The organism is Streptomyces sp. NPDC025793, from assembly GCF_055558375.1.
In genome coordinates, this window is the sequence record NZ_JBVHMR010000043.1 from 37,971 (window position 1) to 52,015 (window position 14,045).

Consider the following 14,045-nt stretch of genomic DNA (forward strand, 5'->3'; position numbering starts at 1 on the left):
CACCGAACCGGCGACGCCTCCCCCGCCAGGGCAGCCTCGTCCAGCGGAGGGCAAGCGCGCCCCGGAAACACCGGAGCCGAGGGCCCGGCCCAAGCAGCCTCACGAGCGCCCAGCCGAAGCTCCCGCTCGGAAACCGTCCGCCCCTCCCGCCGCACCACCGTCCCGGCCGGCACGGCGCGGCGCCGTGCTCGACGAGGCCCATCTCGGCCAGATCGAGGGCGCCTTCGGCCGTGTCCCCCGCGAACGCGTCGAGGAGCGCCCCGGCGTCAAGGCCCGGCTGCTGACCCTGCTGGCCATCGTCGGCCCGGGCATCATCGTGATGGTCGGCGACAACGACGCGGGCGGCGTCGCCACGTACGCGCAGGCGGGCCAGAACTACGGCTACTCGCTCCTGTGGGTCCTGCTCCTGCTCATCCCGGTCCTGATCGTCAACCAGGAGATGGTCGTACGACTGGGCGCGGTCACCGGCGTCGGCCACGCACGCCTGATCACCGAGCGGTTCGGCCGGTTCTGGGGCTGGTTCAGCGTCGGCGACCTCTTCCTGCTCAACTTCCTCACCATCGTGACCGAGTTCATCGGCATCTCCCTGGCCGCGGAACACCTCGGAGCCTCGCGGTACGTCGTCGTCCCGGTGGCCGCCGTCCTGCTGATCGCCGTAACCGCCAGCGGTTCCTTCCGCCGCTGGGAGCGCGCGATGTTCGCCTTCATCGGCGCCAGCCTGCTGCTGATCCCCCTGACCTTCATGTCCCAGCCGCGATGGGGCCGGGCGGCACACGACTTCGTGGTGCCCGGCATCCAGGGCGGCGTCAGCGGCGAGGCCGTCCTGCTGGTGATCGCGATCGTCGGGACCACTGTCGCTCCGTGGCAGCTGTTCTTCCAGCAGTCCAACGTGATCGACAAGCGCATCACTCCCCGCTTCATCGGCTACGAGCGCGCCGATACGGTGATCGGCTCCCTCGTGGTCGTCGCGGGCGCCGCCGCGTTGGTGATGGTCGCCGACTTCGCGGCCCGGGGTACGGCCGCCCAAGGCCACTTCACCGACGCCGGCGGAGTCGCCGACGCCCTGGCCCGCCACGACACCGTGCTGGGCGTGCTGTTCGCAATCGTCCTGCTGGACGCCAGCATCATCGGAGCGGCCGCCGTCACCCTGGCCACCAGCTACGCCTTCGGCGACGTCTTCAACCTGCGCCACTCCCTGCACCGCAGCTTCGGCGAGGCCAAGCAGTTCTACGCCTCCTACAGCCTGCTGGTCCTTCTCGCGGCCGCCGTCGTCCTCATCCCGGGCGCGCCACTCGGCCTGATCACGGAGGCTGTACAGGCGCTGGCCGGGCTGCTGCTGCCTTCGGCGAGCGTGTTCCTGCTCCTGTTGTGCAACGACACCGAAGTGCTCGGCCCCTGGGTCAACCCGCGCTGGCTGAACATCCTCGCCACCGTCATCATCGCCGTCCTGCTGATGCTCTCCGGCACGCTGATGGCCACCACGCTCTTCCCGACGGTCAACGTCACCCGGCTCACGATCTGGCTGGCGATCACGCTGGGCACGGGTCTGATCGCCGCCGCTGCCGCGCTCCGCGCCGGCCGACGCCGCGCGCCCGCACGACCGGTGCCGGTGATGTCACAGGCCGAGAAACTCGCCTGGCGCATGCCGCCCCTGGCGCTCCTACGGCCGGTGCGCTGGTCCGCAGGCACCCGGCTGGGCATGACGGCCCTGCGTGGCTATCTGATCCTCAGCGCCCTACTGCTGCTCGTGAAGGCGATCCGGCTCGGCGGCTCCTGACCTCGCGTCCCGGCCTGTCAGTGACGCTGGCGGGCAGCCTCGGCCAGGAGACGGCTGACGTCGGCGGGAAGATCGAGGTGGCTTTCGATCCACTGGGCATCCTGACCGTGGGTGGCGAAGATCCACGCCGTGTACAGGTCGTTGAGAGCGGGCGCGTCCCTGCCGAGCAAATACGGGCGTACGGCCTCCATGGGGAAGCCGTCCAGCGTGCGGGCGGTGAACCACGACTCGTCGATCGTCCCCGACAGGTGATGCCGGGCCTGGCGGACGGCGTTGCGGTGACTGTGCCACAGGGCCGCCGCGACAACGAACGCGGCGGTGGCCGCGCCGATGAGCACCCCGCTGACGAGCGGCCGGTCCCGGGCCGGCGCGGTCGCCAGCGCGGTCACCTCCAGCACGACCAGCGTGAGCACGCCTAGCAAGGCGGCCCCTTCGCCCGTGCGCGGGTGAGGCATGGTCCTCATGACACGCTCTTCTCCCTTCCGAATCTCATGCTGCCCTGTCATCAGGCCGTTGTCCCGGGGCCGCAAGGCCCCGTTTCCGGGCTGCGTGGCGGGGGCGCTGCCCTGGGAGGTCAGGCCAGCGCCCGGGGCCGTTCCCGCTCGGAGTCCTCGTCGTCCATGTGCCAGTGCAGGTCGCTCACGCCCGGCTCCAGCGACAGACGGGAGATGACCTGCTCCAGCGCGGCGGCGACATCACCGCTGATCGTGACGGTCGCGCGCAGGCTGGCGGCCTCCCCCTCACGGCGGGCGCGCAGCCCCGTGGGGGCGAGCCCGGAGGCGGTCAGGGTCTGGAGCAACAGGGCGCGCAGGTGGGTCTCGGCCTTGCGCTCGCACACCAGGTGCACGGTGGCGCGGACGGTGGCGTCGGGGTCGGTGCCGGCGGCCGGGGCCCGGTCCAGCAGCCGGCCGGCGGGCCGCAGCACCAGGTGGACGGCCAAGACCGCCACCGTGCCGAGGACGGCCAGGTTCAGCTTGCCGGAGGCGGCCAGCACCCCGACGGCGGCCGAGCACCACAGGGTGGCGGCGGTGTTCAGGCCCCGCACCCCGGCGCCGTCCCGCAGGATCACCCCGCCACCCAGGAAACCGATCCCGGACACGACGTACGAGGCGACCCTGGTGGGGCTGCCCGCATCACCGACGGCCTCGCTGTACAGGACGAACAGGGTGGCGCCGGCGGCGACCAGAGCGTTGGTGCGCAGGCCGGCCATCCGGGCGCGCCACTGCCGCTCGACGCCGACCAGCGCGCCGCAGGCCACCCCGGTGGCGAGCCGGGTCAGGAAGTCGACGGTCGTCAGGGCGTGCACGAGGCACCTCCTTCATCTTCCGGTCACAGGATTCCGGGCTATGGGCTGCGGGTCTGGTGATGGTCAGGCGAGGGGTTCGAGGAACTCCAGGCGGTTGCCAACAGGGTCGGTGCTGTAGAAGCGGCGGTGGCCGGGCAGGTTGTCGTCCCAGGTCACCGGCACACCGTGGGCGGCGAGCCGCTCGGCGAACGCGTCGATGTCCCGTACCCGGAGCCCTGGGTGGGCCTTGGTCGCGGGCCGGAAGGGAGCCTCGATACCCAGGTGGAGCTGGACGGTTCCGTCGGCGGTCGCGAACCAGGCGCCGCCCCGCGCGGCCAGGACCGGCGGCTTGGGGATTTCGACCAGGCCCAGGGCGTCGACGTAGAAGGCCCGCAGACGGTCCTCGCTGGCGGGCGGTGCGGCGAGCTGAACGTGGTCGAGAGCGACGAGCACGACGTACGGCCTCCGGTGAGAGGGCTGGCGTTTCAGGTGACCGGGCTGTCCTGGGGTGCCGGGCGGCCACCCCAGGACGTCTGCTTCTTACGAGCGCCGCTCACTGGCTGAGCGCGACCTCGACGATCTTGATGACGACCAGGACCATCGCGATGAGCAGGTAGGTCCGCAGCGCGCCCATGCCGATCTTGCGGGCCGTGGACATGGCCGGCCGGGTCAGGGTTTCCAGCGGCGGCATCCGCCACTCGTCCTTGCCGGTCCGGTCGACCGGGTCCTCCTTCGTACCCGTACGGCGGCGGGTGAAGGCGTAGCCGGCGGCCAGCACCCCGACGACGCCGCACGCGGCCATGATGTCGAGGATCGCGCCGGAGGAGATGTCCGGGAACAGGACCGAGGCGGTCAGGATGATCGACAGGGCGACCAGGACCCCGACCACGGCCGAGGTGAACGCGTTGGTCTTCGGGCCGTTCACCCACGGGCCGAGCACGGCCTTGTCGTTGCACAGCAGCAGCAGGAACACCGACGCCGACGGCAGCAGGGCCCCGGCGAGGGTCTGTACGCCCTCGGTGAGCAGGCCCAGCGGGGAGCCGGGGATCAGCACGATGGCTGCGGCGGCCGCGACGAGTCCGGCGTAGACGGCGTAGAAGCCTTTCGCGCCGCCCACCCCGCGGTGCAGGGAGTGCTTCATGCCCAGCACGTCACCGATGGCGTAGGCGGTGGACAGCGAGACCGCGAACGCGCCGATGATCGAGGCGTCCAGCAGCGCGATGGCGAAAAGGACGCCCGCCAGCTTGCCGGCCTTGTGCTCCAGACCGGTCGCGACGCCGGCGGTGTCGGTGAACTGCCCGAACCCATGCGTGCCGGCGAACGCGGCGGCAGTGAAGCCCATCATCGCCGCTGCCCCGATGACCACGATCACGATGCCGATGACCAGGTCGGCCTTCTCGTACTTCATGAAGCGCGGGGTGATCCGCTTGTCGATCACGTACGACTGCTGGAAGAACAGCTGCCACGGCGCGACCGTCGTGCCGACGATGCCGATGATCAGCAGCATGACAGTGGACAGCTGGCCGGTGCCGCCGGGCATGTTCGGCACCACGAAGTCCCGCGCCATCTGACCGGTCGAGGGGTGGATCATGAAGTAGATCGGCACGAGCAGCAGCGAGGCCGCGCACAGCGTCATCGCCACCCGCTCGAACCGCTGGAAGGATCCGGTGAACGCCGACGCGATGATGACGCCCGCGGCCAGGACCACGGCGGCCACCTTCGGCAGGCCCAGGTATCCGGAGGCCAGGGTGATGCCGATGAACTCGGTCACCAGGGTGAGCGCGTTGAGCAGGAACAGGTCGATGACGCTGAACGCGCCCCAGAACTTGCCGAACCGCTCCAGGATGAGGCGGGCGTGCCCGACGCCGGTGACGGCGCCCAGGCGCAGCACCATCTCCTGGTTGACGTACAGGACGGGGACGAGCAGGAGCAGGGTCCACAGCAGGTGGGTGCCGTAGTTCTGGCCGGCCTGGCCGTAGGTGGCGAAGGCGCCGGCGTCGTTGTCGCCGACCATGACGATCAGTCCGGGGCCGACTATCGCCAGCAGCGTCTTGAGCTTGGCGGACAGGCCGGTGCGGGGTGCGGTGTCGTCGAGCTTGATGGTGCCGAGCGCGCCGCGGATGTCGCCGACGTGGGCGTCGTCGAGGACCGCGGTGCGCGGAGTGGTCTCGGTCACGGTGGTCATGACATACCTCCCGAATCCCCCCAAAAGGGGGAGGTAGGGGGCGCACGGAAGCCATCCCCCCTGCGCGAGCGCGCAGGACGGCGGCCCGTCACGGCGCAGGGCCGCACGGGATACGGGACGCGGAACGAATCCGCGCAGGGGAGATGGTTACCGCGTGCCGGAAGAATGCGAGGACAAGCGGGACTGGGGCCGACTATGGCCCGGACTACTGCTATTGCAGTCCATGTCTCTCGCCTCCTTCCGGCCGGGGACGCGACCTGTGCGCGTCAGCAACGACTCGGCAAGGAGCAACCCAGCCCGAACGGCCGGTCACCCCAACTCGTCAGAGCTTTGGCACTCCACGGCGTAATCCCCTCACTGGGGAAGCCACTTGGGGTCACCCCTTAGGCCGGGGAGACCTGTCCTGACCCTGGGCGTCTCTCGACGTCGTGGGGTCAGTGGCCTGTGTCCGTGAAGACGCCTCACCGAACGAGGTGCCCTTTCTAAACCTCGACGAGTGTATCCCTCTTCTTGCGCATGAACGCAAGTTCTTGGCGGAGTCTTGACCAGCAGCCGATCACGCATGTAATGGCGATCACAGCCCTCACGGACCGCACTCCGACACGGAGTAGCGATCGATACGGTGAGCCGTCCGCGGGTCGACGTCCATCCCGCCCGGCGCTCCCCGACGCATTGACGAAAGGCGCGACACATGCCCGAGCACAGCACTCCCGCCGAGGTGGTCTCCGTTCCGGTGGGCCGGGTGGCCGGCGGCCGGGCAGAGGTCCGGGACGACGACTGGGGCGGGGAGACGGCCGTCATCCGCCTGGACGCCACCCGCTTCGGCCTCGACGCAGTGGCCGGCCTGGACGACTTCTCCCATCTGGAGGTCGTCTACCACTTCGACCGGGTTCCGGTGGAGAAGATCGAGTCCGGCGCCCGCCATCCCCGCGGCAACACCGACTGGCCCCAGGTCGGCATCTTCGCCCAGCGCGGCAAGAACCGCCCCAACCGGCTCGGTGTGTCCCGCTGCCGGCTGATCAAGGTCGACGGACTCGATCTGCACGTCCAGGGCCTGGACGCGGTGGACGGCACTCCCGTCCTCGACATCAAGCCCTACATGGCCGAGTTCGGTCCCCAGGGCTCGGTCACCCAGCCCGAATGGGCCACCGCCCTCATGCGCGGCTACTACTGACCGGCATTTCCCCCATCGGTGGGCTGGAGGAATTCGAGGCGGTTGCCGACCGGGTCCTGGCTGTAGAAGCGGCGGTGGCGGGGAGGGTGTCGTCCCAGATCACCAGGGCGCCGAAGGCTTCGAGGCGAGCGGCGAGCGACTCGATGGCCTCGACCCGCAGACCGGGGTGGGCCCGCGCGGAGGCCCGGTACGGAGTCTCGATGCCCAAGTGGAGTTGCACGCGCTGGTCGTCGTCGCTGAACCAGCAGCCTCCGCGGGTCGCGAGGCGGGCCGGCCTGGGGACTTCGACGAGTCCGAGCGCATCGACGTAGAAGGCGCGCAGTAACTCCTCGCTGCCCAGCGGAGCGGCCAGCTGGATGTGGTCGACTGCGGTGATCATGCCGAACCTCCGGTCAGTGGTCGGTGACGTCAGTGACGGCTGTGCCAGGCCGCTTCGAGGTGCCGCCCGCCGTCCGGGCCGACCGCCAAGTGCCAATGGGCGTGCGGCCGCTGCCGGGCGACACCGGCCACCATCGGGCGAGCCGCGGTGTCGAGCGCGTGGAGGGCGGGCTGCTCCAGCGGGCTGTCGGCGATACGACGGACGATGCCGGCGAGGAGGGCACGCACGGACTGCCGGGCACCGTGCGCACGCGTGCCGGGGTGGCGCAGCGGGTGGTGAGCGAATACGGACATGAGCGGTCGTCTCCACTGGAGTGCGTTCAGGGCGTGCCCTGCCGGCCGTCAGGTGCGCATGGGCGAGACAGGGGTGCCGGGCAGCATGCCGGGCAGGGCATGGACGGTGTACGAGTCAGCGCGTCAGGGATGCGCCGCGACGTCAGCGATACGCCGTGCGGCAGCCGACGGAAGCCCGGTGAACCCGGCGAGCCAGTCCGGGCGATGACCCTGCTGGGCCAGGATGTGGGCCAGGTGGACGCGCGGCTCGTAGGTCCCGCATCGACCCCCCGCGCAGGCGAGGAGGTCGAGCAGGTACGTGCGTTCGACACCGTCGTCCAGGGTCAGCTGGACGCGCCGGCAGGTCTGGCCGGACGGGCAGGGAGTGGGAGTGAGGCATATGGGGAGGCCCATGGCGGTGTCCTCCTTCGTGGAAGTCGGGCGGTGGCCGGCACAGCGGTCAGGGCAGCCGGAATCGGCAGAGCGGCAGCAGATACGCCACGGCCTTCAACTGTCTTGCGTTTCAAGGACGTTGACTCGCAAGGCGCTCAGCGGAACGGGAGGGACCCCTTCGACGCCCTCGGTGACCGCCCGCCGGGCGACGGAACGAGTCTGGTCAGGAGCGCGGGAGGGAGTCCGGACATGGGGCCGGACTATGACCGGGACTGTGACTGCTGTCCATGTCCACCCCCTTCCGATCCGGGCGCGGGGCAAGACCCGCGCGGTCCACTGGCCGATCGCCCGGGTGCGGTCACCCCACGACACTCCGGCATGGATCACGACCAGGCTGACAACGCCATATTTGCACATCGACGCAACAAGGGCAACGCTCTCTCGGATCACCCAGCCGTGACCGTCGGCTTTCAGCCTGCCTTCACAGGCGACCGACCGGCACCGTTACGTCAAACTGCACAGCCCTCCGCCCCACCCACGCTCGACGATGAGCGGCGGGTGGTCAACGCCGCACCGATCCCTGTCGCTATTTGCACATCAATGCAATGACGCGGCACACTGCCTTCCGGCGCCCGCCTGCCCCTGCCGTACGCAAGGTCAGTGCGGCCCTCTTCATGACCGGAACGACCTGACCGAACGGAGGCTCCCGTGGACATCGACCCACCCAGTCCCGGCTGCCTCACGGGCAGTGTCTGATCACTTCCGTCTGCCCCACGGCCCCGCCGCCCCCACGAGCAGCCCGGCCGCGACGGAACGCTGCGACCGCGCACCCCGCGCCCCGCGCCCCGCAGCAGCCATCCCCACTCTCACCACCTGCTTTCTCGTCGCGCTCTTGCCCTGCCCGAGCGGCCCGCCCATGGCGTGTGACATGGATCCGTCGGCCTTGACACCGCCCAAGCGGCCCCCGGCGCCAGAGTGTGATCGGAGGTTCTGTGATGTCGTTCCGGACGAGCACACCCACGCCCACACCCGCCGCACGGTCGTCGTTCTCCGCACGGTTCGCCGGTCGCATGTCCCGCTTCTCCTGGGTGGACATCGTCGTCGCCGCCGCCGTGCTGGTGCTGCTGTACGTCACGCTCAGGGGCGGGAAGGGGACCACGGTCTCCTTCTCCACCAGCCGGTCCGCGCATGTAGACACCAGCGTCGGTGAGCTGCCCTACGACGCCGCCCGTTCCCTGCTGCGCATGTTCCTCGCGCTGGCCCTGTCCACCGTCTTCACCTTCGTCTACGCCTACACCGCCGCCAAGTCCCGCCGTCTGGAGCGCATCCTCATCCCGGCTCTGGACATCCTCCAGTCGGTCCCCGTCCTCGCCTTCCTGACCGTGGCGGTGACCGGGTTCGTGGCCCTGTTCCCCGGTTCGATGCTGGGCCTGGAGTGCGCGTCGGTCTTCGCGATCTTCACCTCGCAGGCGTGGAACATGACGTTCAGCTTCTACTACTCCCTCACCTCCCTGCCCCGCGAACTCGACGAGCTCTCACGGTCGTTCGGCTTCACCCGCTGGATGCGGTTCTGGAAGGTGGAACTGCCCTCCGGCATGATCGGCCTGGTCTGGAACGGCATGATGAGCTTCGGCGGCGGCTGGTTCTTCCTCGTCGCCTCCGAGGCCGTCACCCTCGGCGGCACCGACTACGCCCTGCCCGGCGTCGGATCGTATGCCGGAGCCGCGATCGCGGACGGCGACCTGAACAAGGTCGGCTGGGCCATCCTCACCATGGCGATCATGGTGATCGGCGTGAACTTCCTGTTCTGGCGGCCGCTCACCGCCTGGGCCGAGCGGTTCAAGAACGAGCAGTCCGAGGCCAGCGAGGTCCAGAAGTCTGTCGTCCTGGACTTCCTGCGCCGCTCCCACTGGCCCCGGCTGCTGGGCCGCGCCCTGCGCCCCGCCGGACAAGCCCTCAGTCGCGCAGGCCGCGTCTTCGGCGTCGACGACCGCCCCCTCGCGGTCGACCGCACCCGGCAGCGCACCGGCGACATCGCCTTCGCCCTGGTCGCCGGCGGCCTGATCCTGTGGGGCCTGATCGACCTCGGCCACTACCTCCACGACCGCACCGGCCTCGGCGTCTTCGGCGAACCGCTGCTGCTGGGCCTGGCCACCCTCGCCCGGGTCGTCGTGCTGGTCACCGCCGCGACCCTGGTCTGGGTACCGGTCGGCGTGAAGATCGGCTTCTCTCCGAGGCTGACCCGGATCGCCCAGCCGGTCGTCCAGGTCCTGGCGTCCTTCCCCGCCAACTTCCTCTTCCCGCTGGCGGTGTGGTTCTTCATCAGGACCGGGCTGACGATCAACATCGGCGGCATGTTCCTCATGGCGCTCGGCGCCCAGTGGTACATCCTCTTCAACACCATCGCCGGCGCCATGGCCATCCCGAGCGACCTGCGCGAGGCCATGGACGACCTGGGCGTCACCGGCTGGCAGCGATGGAAGCGACTGATCATCCCGGGCATCTTCCCGGCATACGTCACCGGTGGCATCACCGCCTCCGGCGGCGCCTGGAACGCCTCGATCGTCTCCGAGGTCGTCGGCTTCGGCGGCACCACCCTCACCGCGACCGGCCTGGGCGCCTACATCGCCCACGCCACCGAGGCCGGCAACTTCCCCAAGCTGATCGCGGGCGTGGCCGTGATGAGCCTGTACGTCGTCTCCCTCAACCGCTTCTTCTGGCGCCGCCTGTACCGGCTGGCCGAGTCGCGCTACTCCCTCTGAACTTCCGCCCCGAAGAACGCACTTGGAGCCAGTCATGGCGATGAACACCGTCACCACCCCCCAGGACATCCGTCCCGCCGACGGCGAGCTGCTGCTGGAGACCGTCGGCCTGACCAAGTCGTACGCCGGTGCCGACCGCGAACTGCCCGTCCTGTCCGGCATCGACCTCCAGGTCCGTGCCGGTGAGGTCGTCGCGCTGCTCGGCAAGTCCGGCTCGGGCAAGTCGACCCTGCTGCGCTGCCTGGCCGGCCTCGTCCCCGCCAGTTCCGGCACCGTCACCTACAAGGGCACCCCCCTCACCGGGGCCAACCCCGGTACGGCGATGGTGTTCCAGACCTTCGCGCTGCTGCCCTGGCTGACCGTCCAGCAGAACGTCGAACTGGGCCTGGAGGCCAAGGGAGTCGGCGCCGGCGAGCGCGCCGAGGCCGCCCGGCAGGCGATCGACCTCATCGGCCTGGACGGCTTCGAGTCGGCGTACCCGAAAGAGCTGTCGGGCGGGATGCGCCAGCGCGTGGGCTTCGCGCGGGCGCTGGTCGTGGAGCCGGACGTACTGATGATGGACGAGCCGTTCTCGGCCCTGGACGTGCTGACCGCCGAGAACCTGCGTGGCGAGCTGATGGAGTTGTGGGAGTCGGGCCAATTCCCGACCCGCGCGATCGTCCTGGTCACCCACAACATCGAGGAGGCGGTGCTGATGGCAGACCGGATCGTCGTCCTCGGCTCACGCCCCTACGGCCAGATCCGCGAGGTCTTCGAGGTCGGTCTCGACCGCCCCCGCGACCGCAACTCGGCCGCCTTCGAGGACCTGATCGACCGCGTCTACCGCACCATGACCGGACGCCAGAAGGAAGGCCGCACGCCAGGTCGCGTCGAGACCGTGGAGCTGGACAAGCGCACCCCCGCCAACACCCCCCTCCCGCAGGCCAGCGTCGACGGTCTGTCCGGCCTCGCGGAGATGGTCCTGCACCAGGACGGCCGCTGCGACCTGGCCGACCTCGCCGACGACCTGGGCCTCGCCGTCGATGACATGCTCCCGCAGGTGGATGCGCTCGAACTGCTGGGCTTCGCCCGGGTGACCGGCGACGACCTGCTGCTCACCGAGACCGGGACCGCGTTCGCGAGCGCCTACGTGCAGGAGTCGAAGAAGATCTTCGCCGAGGCGGTCATGCACGCCCCGCTGGTCACGTTGATCACCCGCAGTCTGCATCAGAACCCCTCCGGCAAACTGCGCGCCGGTTTCGTCCGCGACCTGCTTGCCCACCACTTCACCAGCGAACAGGTCACCGCCCAGCTGGAGACGGCCACGGACTGGGGCCGGTATGCGGAGCTGTACTCGTACGACGCCGAACCGCAGGAGTACCGGCTCGACGAGAACGAGAAGGAGAACGGGAACGGGAACGGGAACGGCAACGAAAATCGCGAGACGGCCGCCGCTCTCAGGCGGCCGTAGCGCCGCCGGTTGCCGAGCCGGGGCCGGCCGGGCCGACGGCTACCGGCCCAGCGCCGGTCGCACGCCCAGCGCCCCGCGCACCACGGCGGGCCGCTCCTGCTCTGCCGCCGCCGGAGCCTCACGTCCGACATCGCCGCCCGGCCCGGAGGCATCGTCGGCGTCCGCGTCGGCCACCAGCTGCACCTCCTCCAGCAACCCCCGTACACCCGCCGCCCGGTAGTAGATGCGCGTACCGTCCCGTCGCGTCGTCACCAGCCCGGCCGCGCGCAGCTTGGCCAGGTGCTGCGAGGTCGCGGCCACGTGCGCGCCCAGGATCCGGGCCAGCTCGCTGACCGGCAGTTCCCGGCCGTTCAGCGCCCACAGCAGCCGGTAGCGCGAGGGGTCGGCCACCGCCTTGAGCACCGCCACCGCCCGCTCCGCGGCCTCGGCGTCCCACACCTGTTCTTGCACATCCATGCAACTATGGTACCGGCGGTACGCGCGGTTCGGTTGTGCCTGTCCTGAGGATCTCGGAGGAGCGCCATGGCGGCCCACAGCAGCCCGTCCCGCCCGGTCCCCGTCGTCGACTGCGCCCTGTATGAGTACGGCCGCCGCCGACCGGGATCCCTGCCGCTCGAGGAGGCCATGGACGCCCGAGTCACCGACCAGATCACCGGCTTCGACGCCCTGACCGACTCCATACCTCCAAGCCCACCTCGCCCAGGTCGCCGTCACCCAGAACGACGACGCCCGCAAGATCACCGCCTGGGCCGCGATCATCGCCGTACCCACCATGGTGTGCGGCGTCTACGGCATGAACTTCGACCACATGCCGGAGCTGCGCTGGCGCTTCGGCTACCCCCTCGTCCTCGGCGTCATCGCAACCGCCTGCTTCCTCCTCCACCGCGGCTTCAAGCGCAACGGCTGGCTCTGACATCGACAGTCCCTGCGCCGCGGGGTCGACGCACGCCCGCCGTCCGGGGCATCACCCCCGGCGGGCCTCCGTATCCCTGTCCGGCGGAGATGACCCCGCACGCGGAACGTCTCCGGGCACCGATTCACGGCGCCTCACTTCGGCGGCCTCGACAATCACACGTGCCGCGTCAGCGGGGAGGCCCAGGTTCCTCTCCAACCACGCGGCACTCATTCCGCTGCCGTGGGAATGGGTGGCCAGAACCCACGCCGCATAAAGGCGGTCGGAGGACGGCGCGCCCGCGTCCTTGACGGCGGCGCGGACCGCGTCCTCGGGAAAGCCGTCCAGAGTGTGGTCGGTAAACCATGACGCGTCGACCGGCTCAGCACCCCGCACTCGCACACGTCTGAACGGTCGGAAGTGAGTCTGGCGCACCCTCGTGCCGACGATCAGGGCGACAAAGGCCACCGCCAGCACCACAGCGGCCACGCCGATGCGATCGGCAGCGGGGAGCCTCGTCCACACCGGCGGCAGGAAGGCCACCGTGCCGCCGCCGTGGCCAGGGCGAAGCAGGATCCACATCAGTGCCTCCGTCACCCCCATCCTCACTCCGCAGCCGAGAGCCGACGAGCGGGCCGAGCAGTCCCTTACGAGATCTGTACGGTTCCGTCATGCCCACGACCACGGGCCGGCCCACGAGCGCAGGCCCAGGGCACAGCCAGGGCACGCGAGTCTGGGTCGTCGACCGCGACCACGCCTTACTGGATACCCGAGCCAGGGGCGGCTCCTACCGGATGCCTTGCCCCATCAGTCGGCCGGTCGACCTGCATGTCATCGTCGTCCACTCCATCGTCAAGCTCGCCGGGTGAGGACTGCAAGCCCTCGTGATCAAGGAACCGAGCACTTACAACGGCTGACAGCTGTCGGACGACGCCGTCGCTTGCCAACCGTCGCCCCATACGGTCCGGATGAGGACGCCCATGCCCGCGAGCTCCCAACGTGCTGCCGGGTGGGCCCTGCGCTCCTGTGCCGTTTTCAGTACGGGCCGTTTCGCCGGCGCTCAGCTCGAGCGGCAACAACAGACCAGCGATCGCGACTCTGATTGCACAGCACCCCGCTGGCCGACCGCCACACACCGCACCGACCCCGCCGCCCACAGCCAGAGCAGCGTAGGCGAAGGTCCCTGGCAGCAACTTCCGATTACCTGCGTCCCATCAGCGTCCCAAATCAGGCGTCCACCCGCTCGCACAGCCCACCTGTAGCGGCTTGCCTCGGCAGCGGGCTGATACGTCCACGCAGGTCAGAGCGTTTCCAACCAACGCCGATCACAACGAGGTTGGACTCGCGAGCAGCGGATTCAGTCCGTTCACCCAAAGTCCTGAGTGGGCGTTAAGTCCGATCTTCCTCGGTTCGTGATCGCTCGATCGTGGTACTGACAGCCGTACGAGCCGTCGGGTGGGCATGTCCATGTTGAGA

General features: G+C 69.8%; 13 protein-coding genes, 2 pseudogenes and 1 riboswitch. Of the genes and pseudogenes, 6 read left to right on the plus strand and 9 right to left on the minus strand.

Annotated elements, in window-relative coordinates; translation table 11 throughout:
- Positions 1–184 precede the first annotated feature (184 nt).
- Positions 185–1,777, plus strand: a complete 1,593-nt coding sequence (locus ACZ4MF_RS40890) for an NRAMP family divalent metal transporter (protein ID WP_467498363.1) — start codon at positions 185–187, stop codon at positions 1,775–1,777.
- Positions 1,778–1,794: 17 nt separating this feature from the next.
- On the opposite strand, the gene ACZ4MF_RS40895 is transcribed toward ACZ4MF_RS40890, so the two are convergent.
- The 4 genes from ACZ4MF_RS40895 to ACZ4MF_RS40910 all read right to left on the minus strand — a co-directional run bounded on the left by ACZ4MF_RS40895 (position 1,795) and on the right by ACZ4MF_RS40910 (position 5,247).
- Positions 1,795–2,241, minus strand: a complete 447-nt coding sequence (locus ACZ4MF_RS40895; protein WP_467498365.1) for a hypothetical protein — start codon at positions 2,239–2,241, stop codon at positions 1,795–1,797.
- Positions 2,242–2,351: 110 nt separating this feature from the next.
- Complete coding sequence (locus ACZ4MF_RS40900) at positions 2,352–3,083, minus strand: MgtC/SapB family protein (protein WP_467498367.1); 732 nt, start codon at positions 3,081–3,083, stop codon at positions 2,352–2,354.
- Positions 3,084–3,146: 63 nt separating this feature from the next.
- Positions 3,147–3,515: a VOC family protein gene (locus tag ACZ4MF_RS40905; protein ID WP_467498369.1), complete on the minus strand. Its 369-nt coding sequence runs from the start codon at positions 3,513–3,515 to the stop codon at positions 3,147–3,149.
- 100 nt (positions 3,516–3,615) lie between these two features.
- On the minus strand, positions 3,616–5,247 hold the full coding sequence (locus ACZ4MF_RS40910) for an NRAMP family divalent metal transporter (RefSeq protein ID WP_467498371.1): 1,632 nt from the start codon (positions 5,245–5,247) through the stop codon (positions 3,616–3,618).
- A gap of 306 nt (positions 5,248–5,553) precedes the next feature.
- Positions 5,554–5,727: riboswitch (M-box (ykoK) riboswitch) on the minus strand.
- Positions 5,728–5,938: 211 nt separating this feature from the next.
- Here ACZ4MF_RS40910 and ACZ4MF_RS40915 point away from each other — a divergent pair.
- Positions 5,939–6,421, plus strand: coding sequence for an SAM-dependent methyltransferase (locus ACZ4MF_RS40915; protein WP_467498373.1), 483 nt, complete (start codon positions 5,939–5,941; stop codon positions 6,419–6,421).
- On the opposite strand, the pseudogene ACZ4MF_RS40920 reads toward ACZ4MF_RS40915, so the two are convergent.
- The 3 genes and pseudogenes from ACZ4MF_RS40920 to ACZ4MF_RS40930 form a co-directional block, all read right to left on the minus strand.
- Positions 6,415–6,800: pseudogene (locus ACZ4MF_RS40920) on the minus strand (VOC family protein). The gene ACZ4MF_RS40915 and the pseudogene ACZ4MF_RS40920 sit on opposite strands and share 7 nt — an antisense overlap.
- Positions 6,801–6,829: 29 nt before the next feature.
- Positions 6,830–7,093, minus strand: coding sequence for a hypothetical protein (locus ACZ4MF_RS40925; RefSeq protein WP_467498375.1), 264 nt, complete (start codon positions 7,091–7,093; stop codon positions 6,830–6,832).
- Positions 7,094–7,216: 123 nt separating this feature from the next.
- Positions 7,217–7,486 carry a hypothetical protein gene (locus ACZ4MF_RS40930; RefSeq protein WP_467498377.1) on the minus strand — a complete coding sequence of 90 codons (270 nt, stop codon included), beginning with the start codon at positions 7,484–7,486 and terminating at the stop codon, positions 7,217–7,219.
- Between the two features lie 1,049 nt (positions 7,487–8,535).
- On the opposite strand from ACZ4MF_RS40930, the gene ACZ4MF_RS40935 reads away from it, so the two are divergent.
- Both ACZ4MF_RS40935 and ACZ4MF_RS40940 read left to right on the plus strand, forming a co-directional pair.
- The gene (locus ACZ4MF_RS40935) at positions 8,536–10,227 is read left to right on the plus strand and encodes an ABC transporter permease (protein WP_467498379.1); all 1,692 of its coding nucleotides are present in this window, start codon (positions 8,536–8,538) and stop codon (positions 10,225–10,227) included.
- Between the two features lie 34 nt (positions 10,228–10,261).
- On the plus strand, positions 10,262–11,677 hold the full coding sequence (locus ACZ4MF_RS40940; RefSeq protein ID WP_467498381.1) for an ABC transporter ATP-binding protein: 1,416 nt from the start codon (positions 10,262–10,264) through the stop codon (positions 11,675–11,677).
- A 39-nt stretch (positions 11,678–11,716) separates the two neighbouring features.
- Here ACZ4MF_RS40940 and ACZ4MF_RS40945 read toward each other — a convergent pair whose 3' ends face one another.
- Positions 11,717–12,133, minus strand: coding sequence for an ArsR/SmtB family transcription factor (locus tag ACZ4MF_RS40945; protein WP_467498383.1), 417 nt, complete (start codon positions 12,131–12,133; stop codon positions 11,717–11,719).
- 174 nt (positions 12,134–12,307) lie between these two features.
- Between ACZ4MF_RS40945 and ACZ4MF_RS40950 the strand changes: the two are divergent.
- A pseudogene (locus ACZ4MF_RS40950) lies at positions 12,308–12,590 on the plus strand (CorA family divalent cation transporter); the annotation flags it as partial.
- A 51-nt stretch (positions 12,591–12,641) separates the two neighbouring features.
- Here ACZ4MF_RS40950 and ACZ4MF_RS40955 read toward each other — a convergent pair.
- Positions 12,642–13,166: a hypothetical protein gene (locus ACZ4MF_RS40955; protein ID WP_467498385.1), complete on the minus strand. Its 525-nt coding sequence runs from the start codon at positions 13,164–13,166 to the stop codon at positions 12,642–12,644.
- Between the two features lie 74 nt (positions 13,167–13,240).
- Between ACZ4MF_RS40955 and ACZ4MF_RS40960 the strand changes: the two genes are divergently transcribed.
- Positions 13,241–13,438, plus strand: a complete 198-nt coding sequence (locus ACZ4MF_RS40960) for a hypothetical protein (RefSeq protein WP_467498387.1) — start codon at positions 13,241–13,243, stop codon at positions 13,436–13,438.
- Positions 13,439–14,045 lie beyond the last annotated feature (607 nt).

Coding starts and splice junctions, on each gene's coding strand:
- ACZ4MF_RS40895 (WP_467498365.1), bottom strand. CDS start 2,241: ATGAGGACCATGCCTCACCCGCGCACGGGCGAAGGGGCCGCCTTGCTA.
- ACZ4MF_RS40910 (WP_467498371.1), bottom strand. CDS start 5,247: ATGACCACCGTGACCGAGACCACTCCGCGCACCGCGGTCCTCGACGAC.
- ACZ4MF_RS40915 (WP_467498373.1), top strand. CDS start 5,939: ATGCCCGAGCACAGCACTCCCGCCGAGGTGGTCTCCGTTCCGGTGGGC.
- ACZ4MF_RS40925 (WP_467498375.1), bottom strand. CDS start 7,093: ATGTCCGTATTCGCTCACCACCCGCTGCGCCACCCCGGCACGCGTGCG.
- ACZ4MF_RS40930 (WP_467498377.1), bottom strand. CDS start 7,486: ATGGGCCTCCCCATATGCCTCACTCCCACTCCCTGCCCGTCCGGCCAG.
- ACZ4MF_RS40935 (WP_467498379.1), top strand. CDS start 8,536: ATGTCCCGCTTCTCCTGGGTGGACATCGTCGTCGCCGCCGCCGTGCTG.
- ACZ4MF_RS40940 (WP_467498381.1), top strand. CDS start 10,262: ATGGCGATGAACACCGTCACCACCCCCCAGGACATCCGTCCCGCCGAC.
- ACZ4MF_RS40945 (WP_467498383.1), bottom strand. CDS start 12,133: ATGGATGTGCAAGAACAGGTGTGGGACGCCGAGGCCGCGGAGCGGGCG.
- ACZ4MF_RS40960 (WP_467498387.1), top strand. CDS start 13,241: ATGCCCACGACCACGGGCCGGCCCACGAGCGCAGGCCCAGGGCACAGC.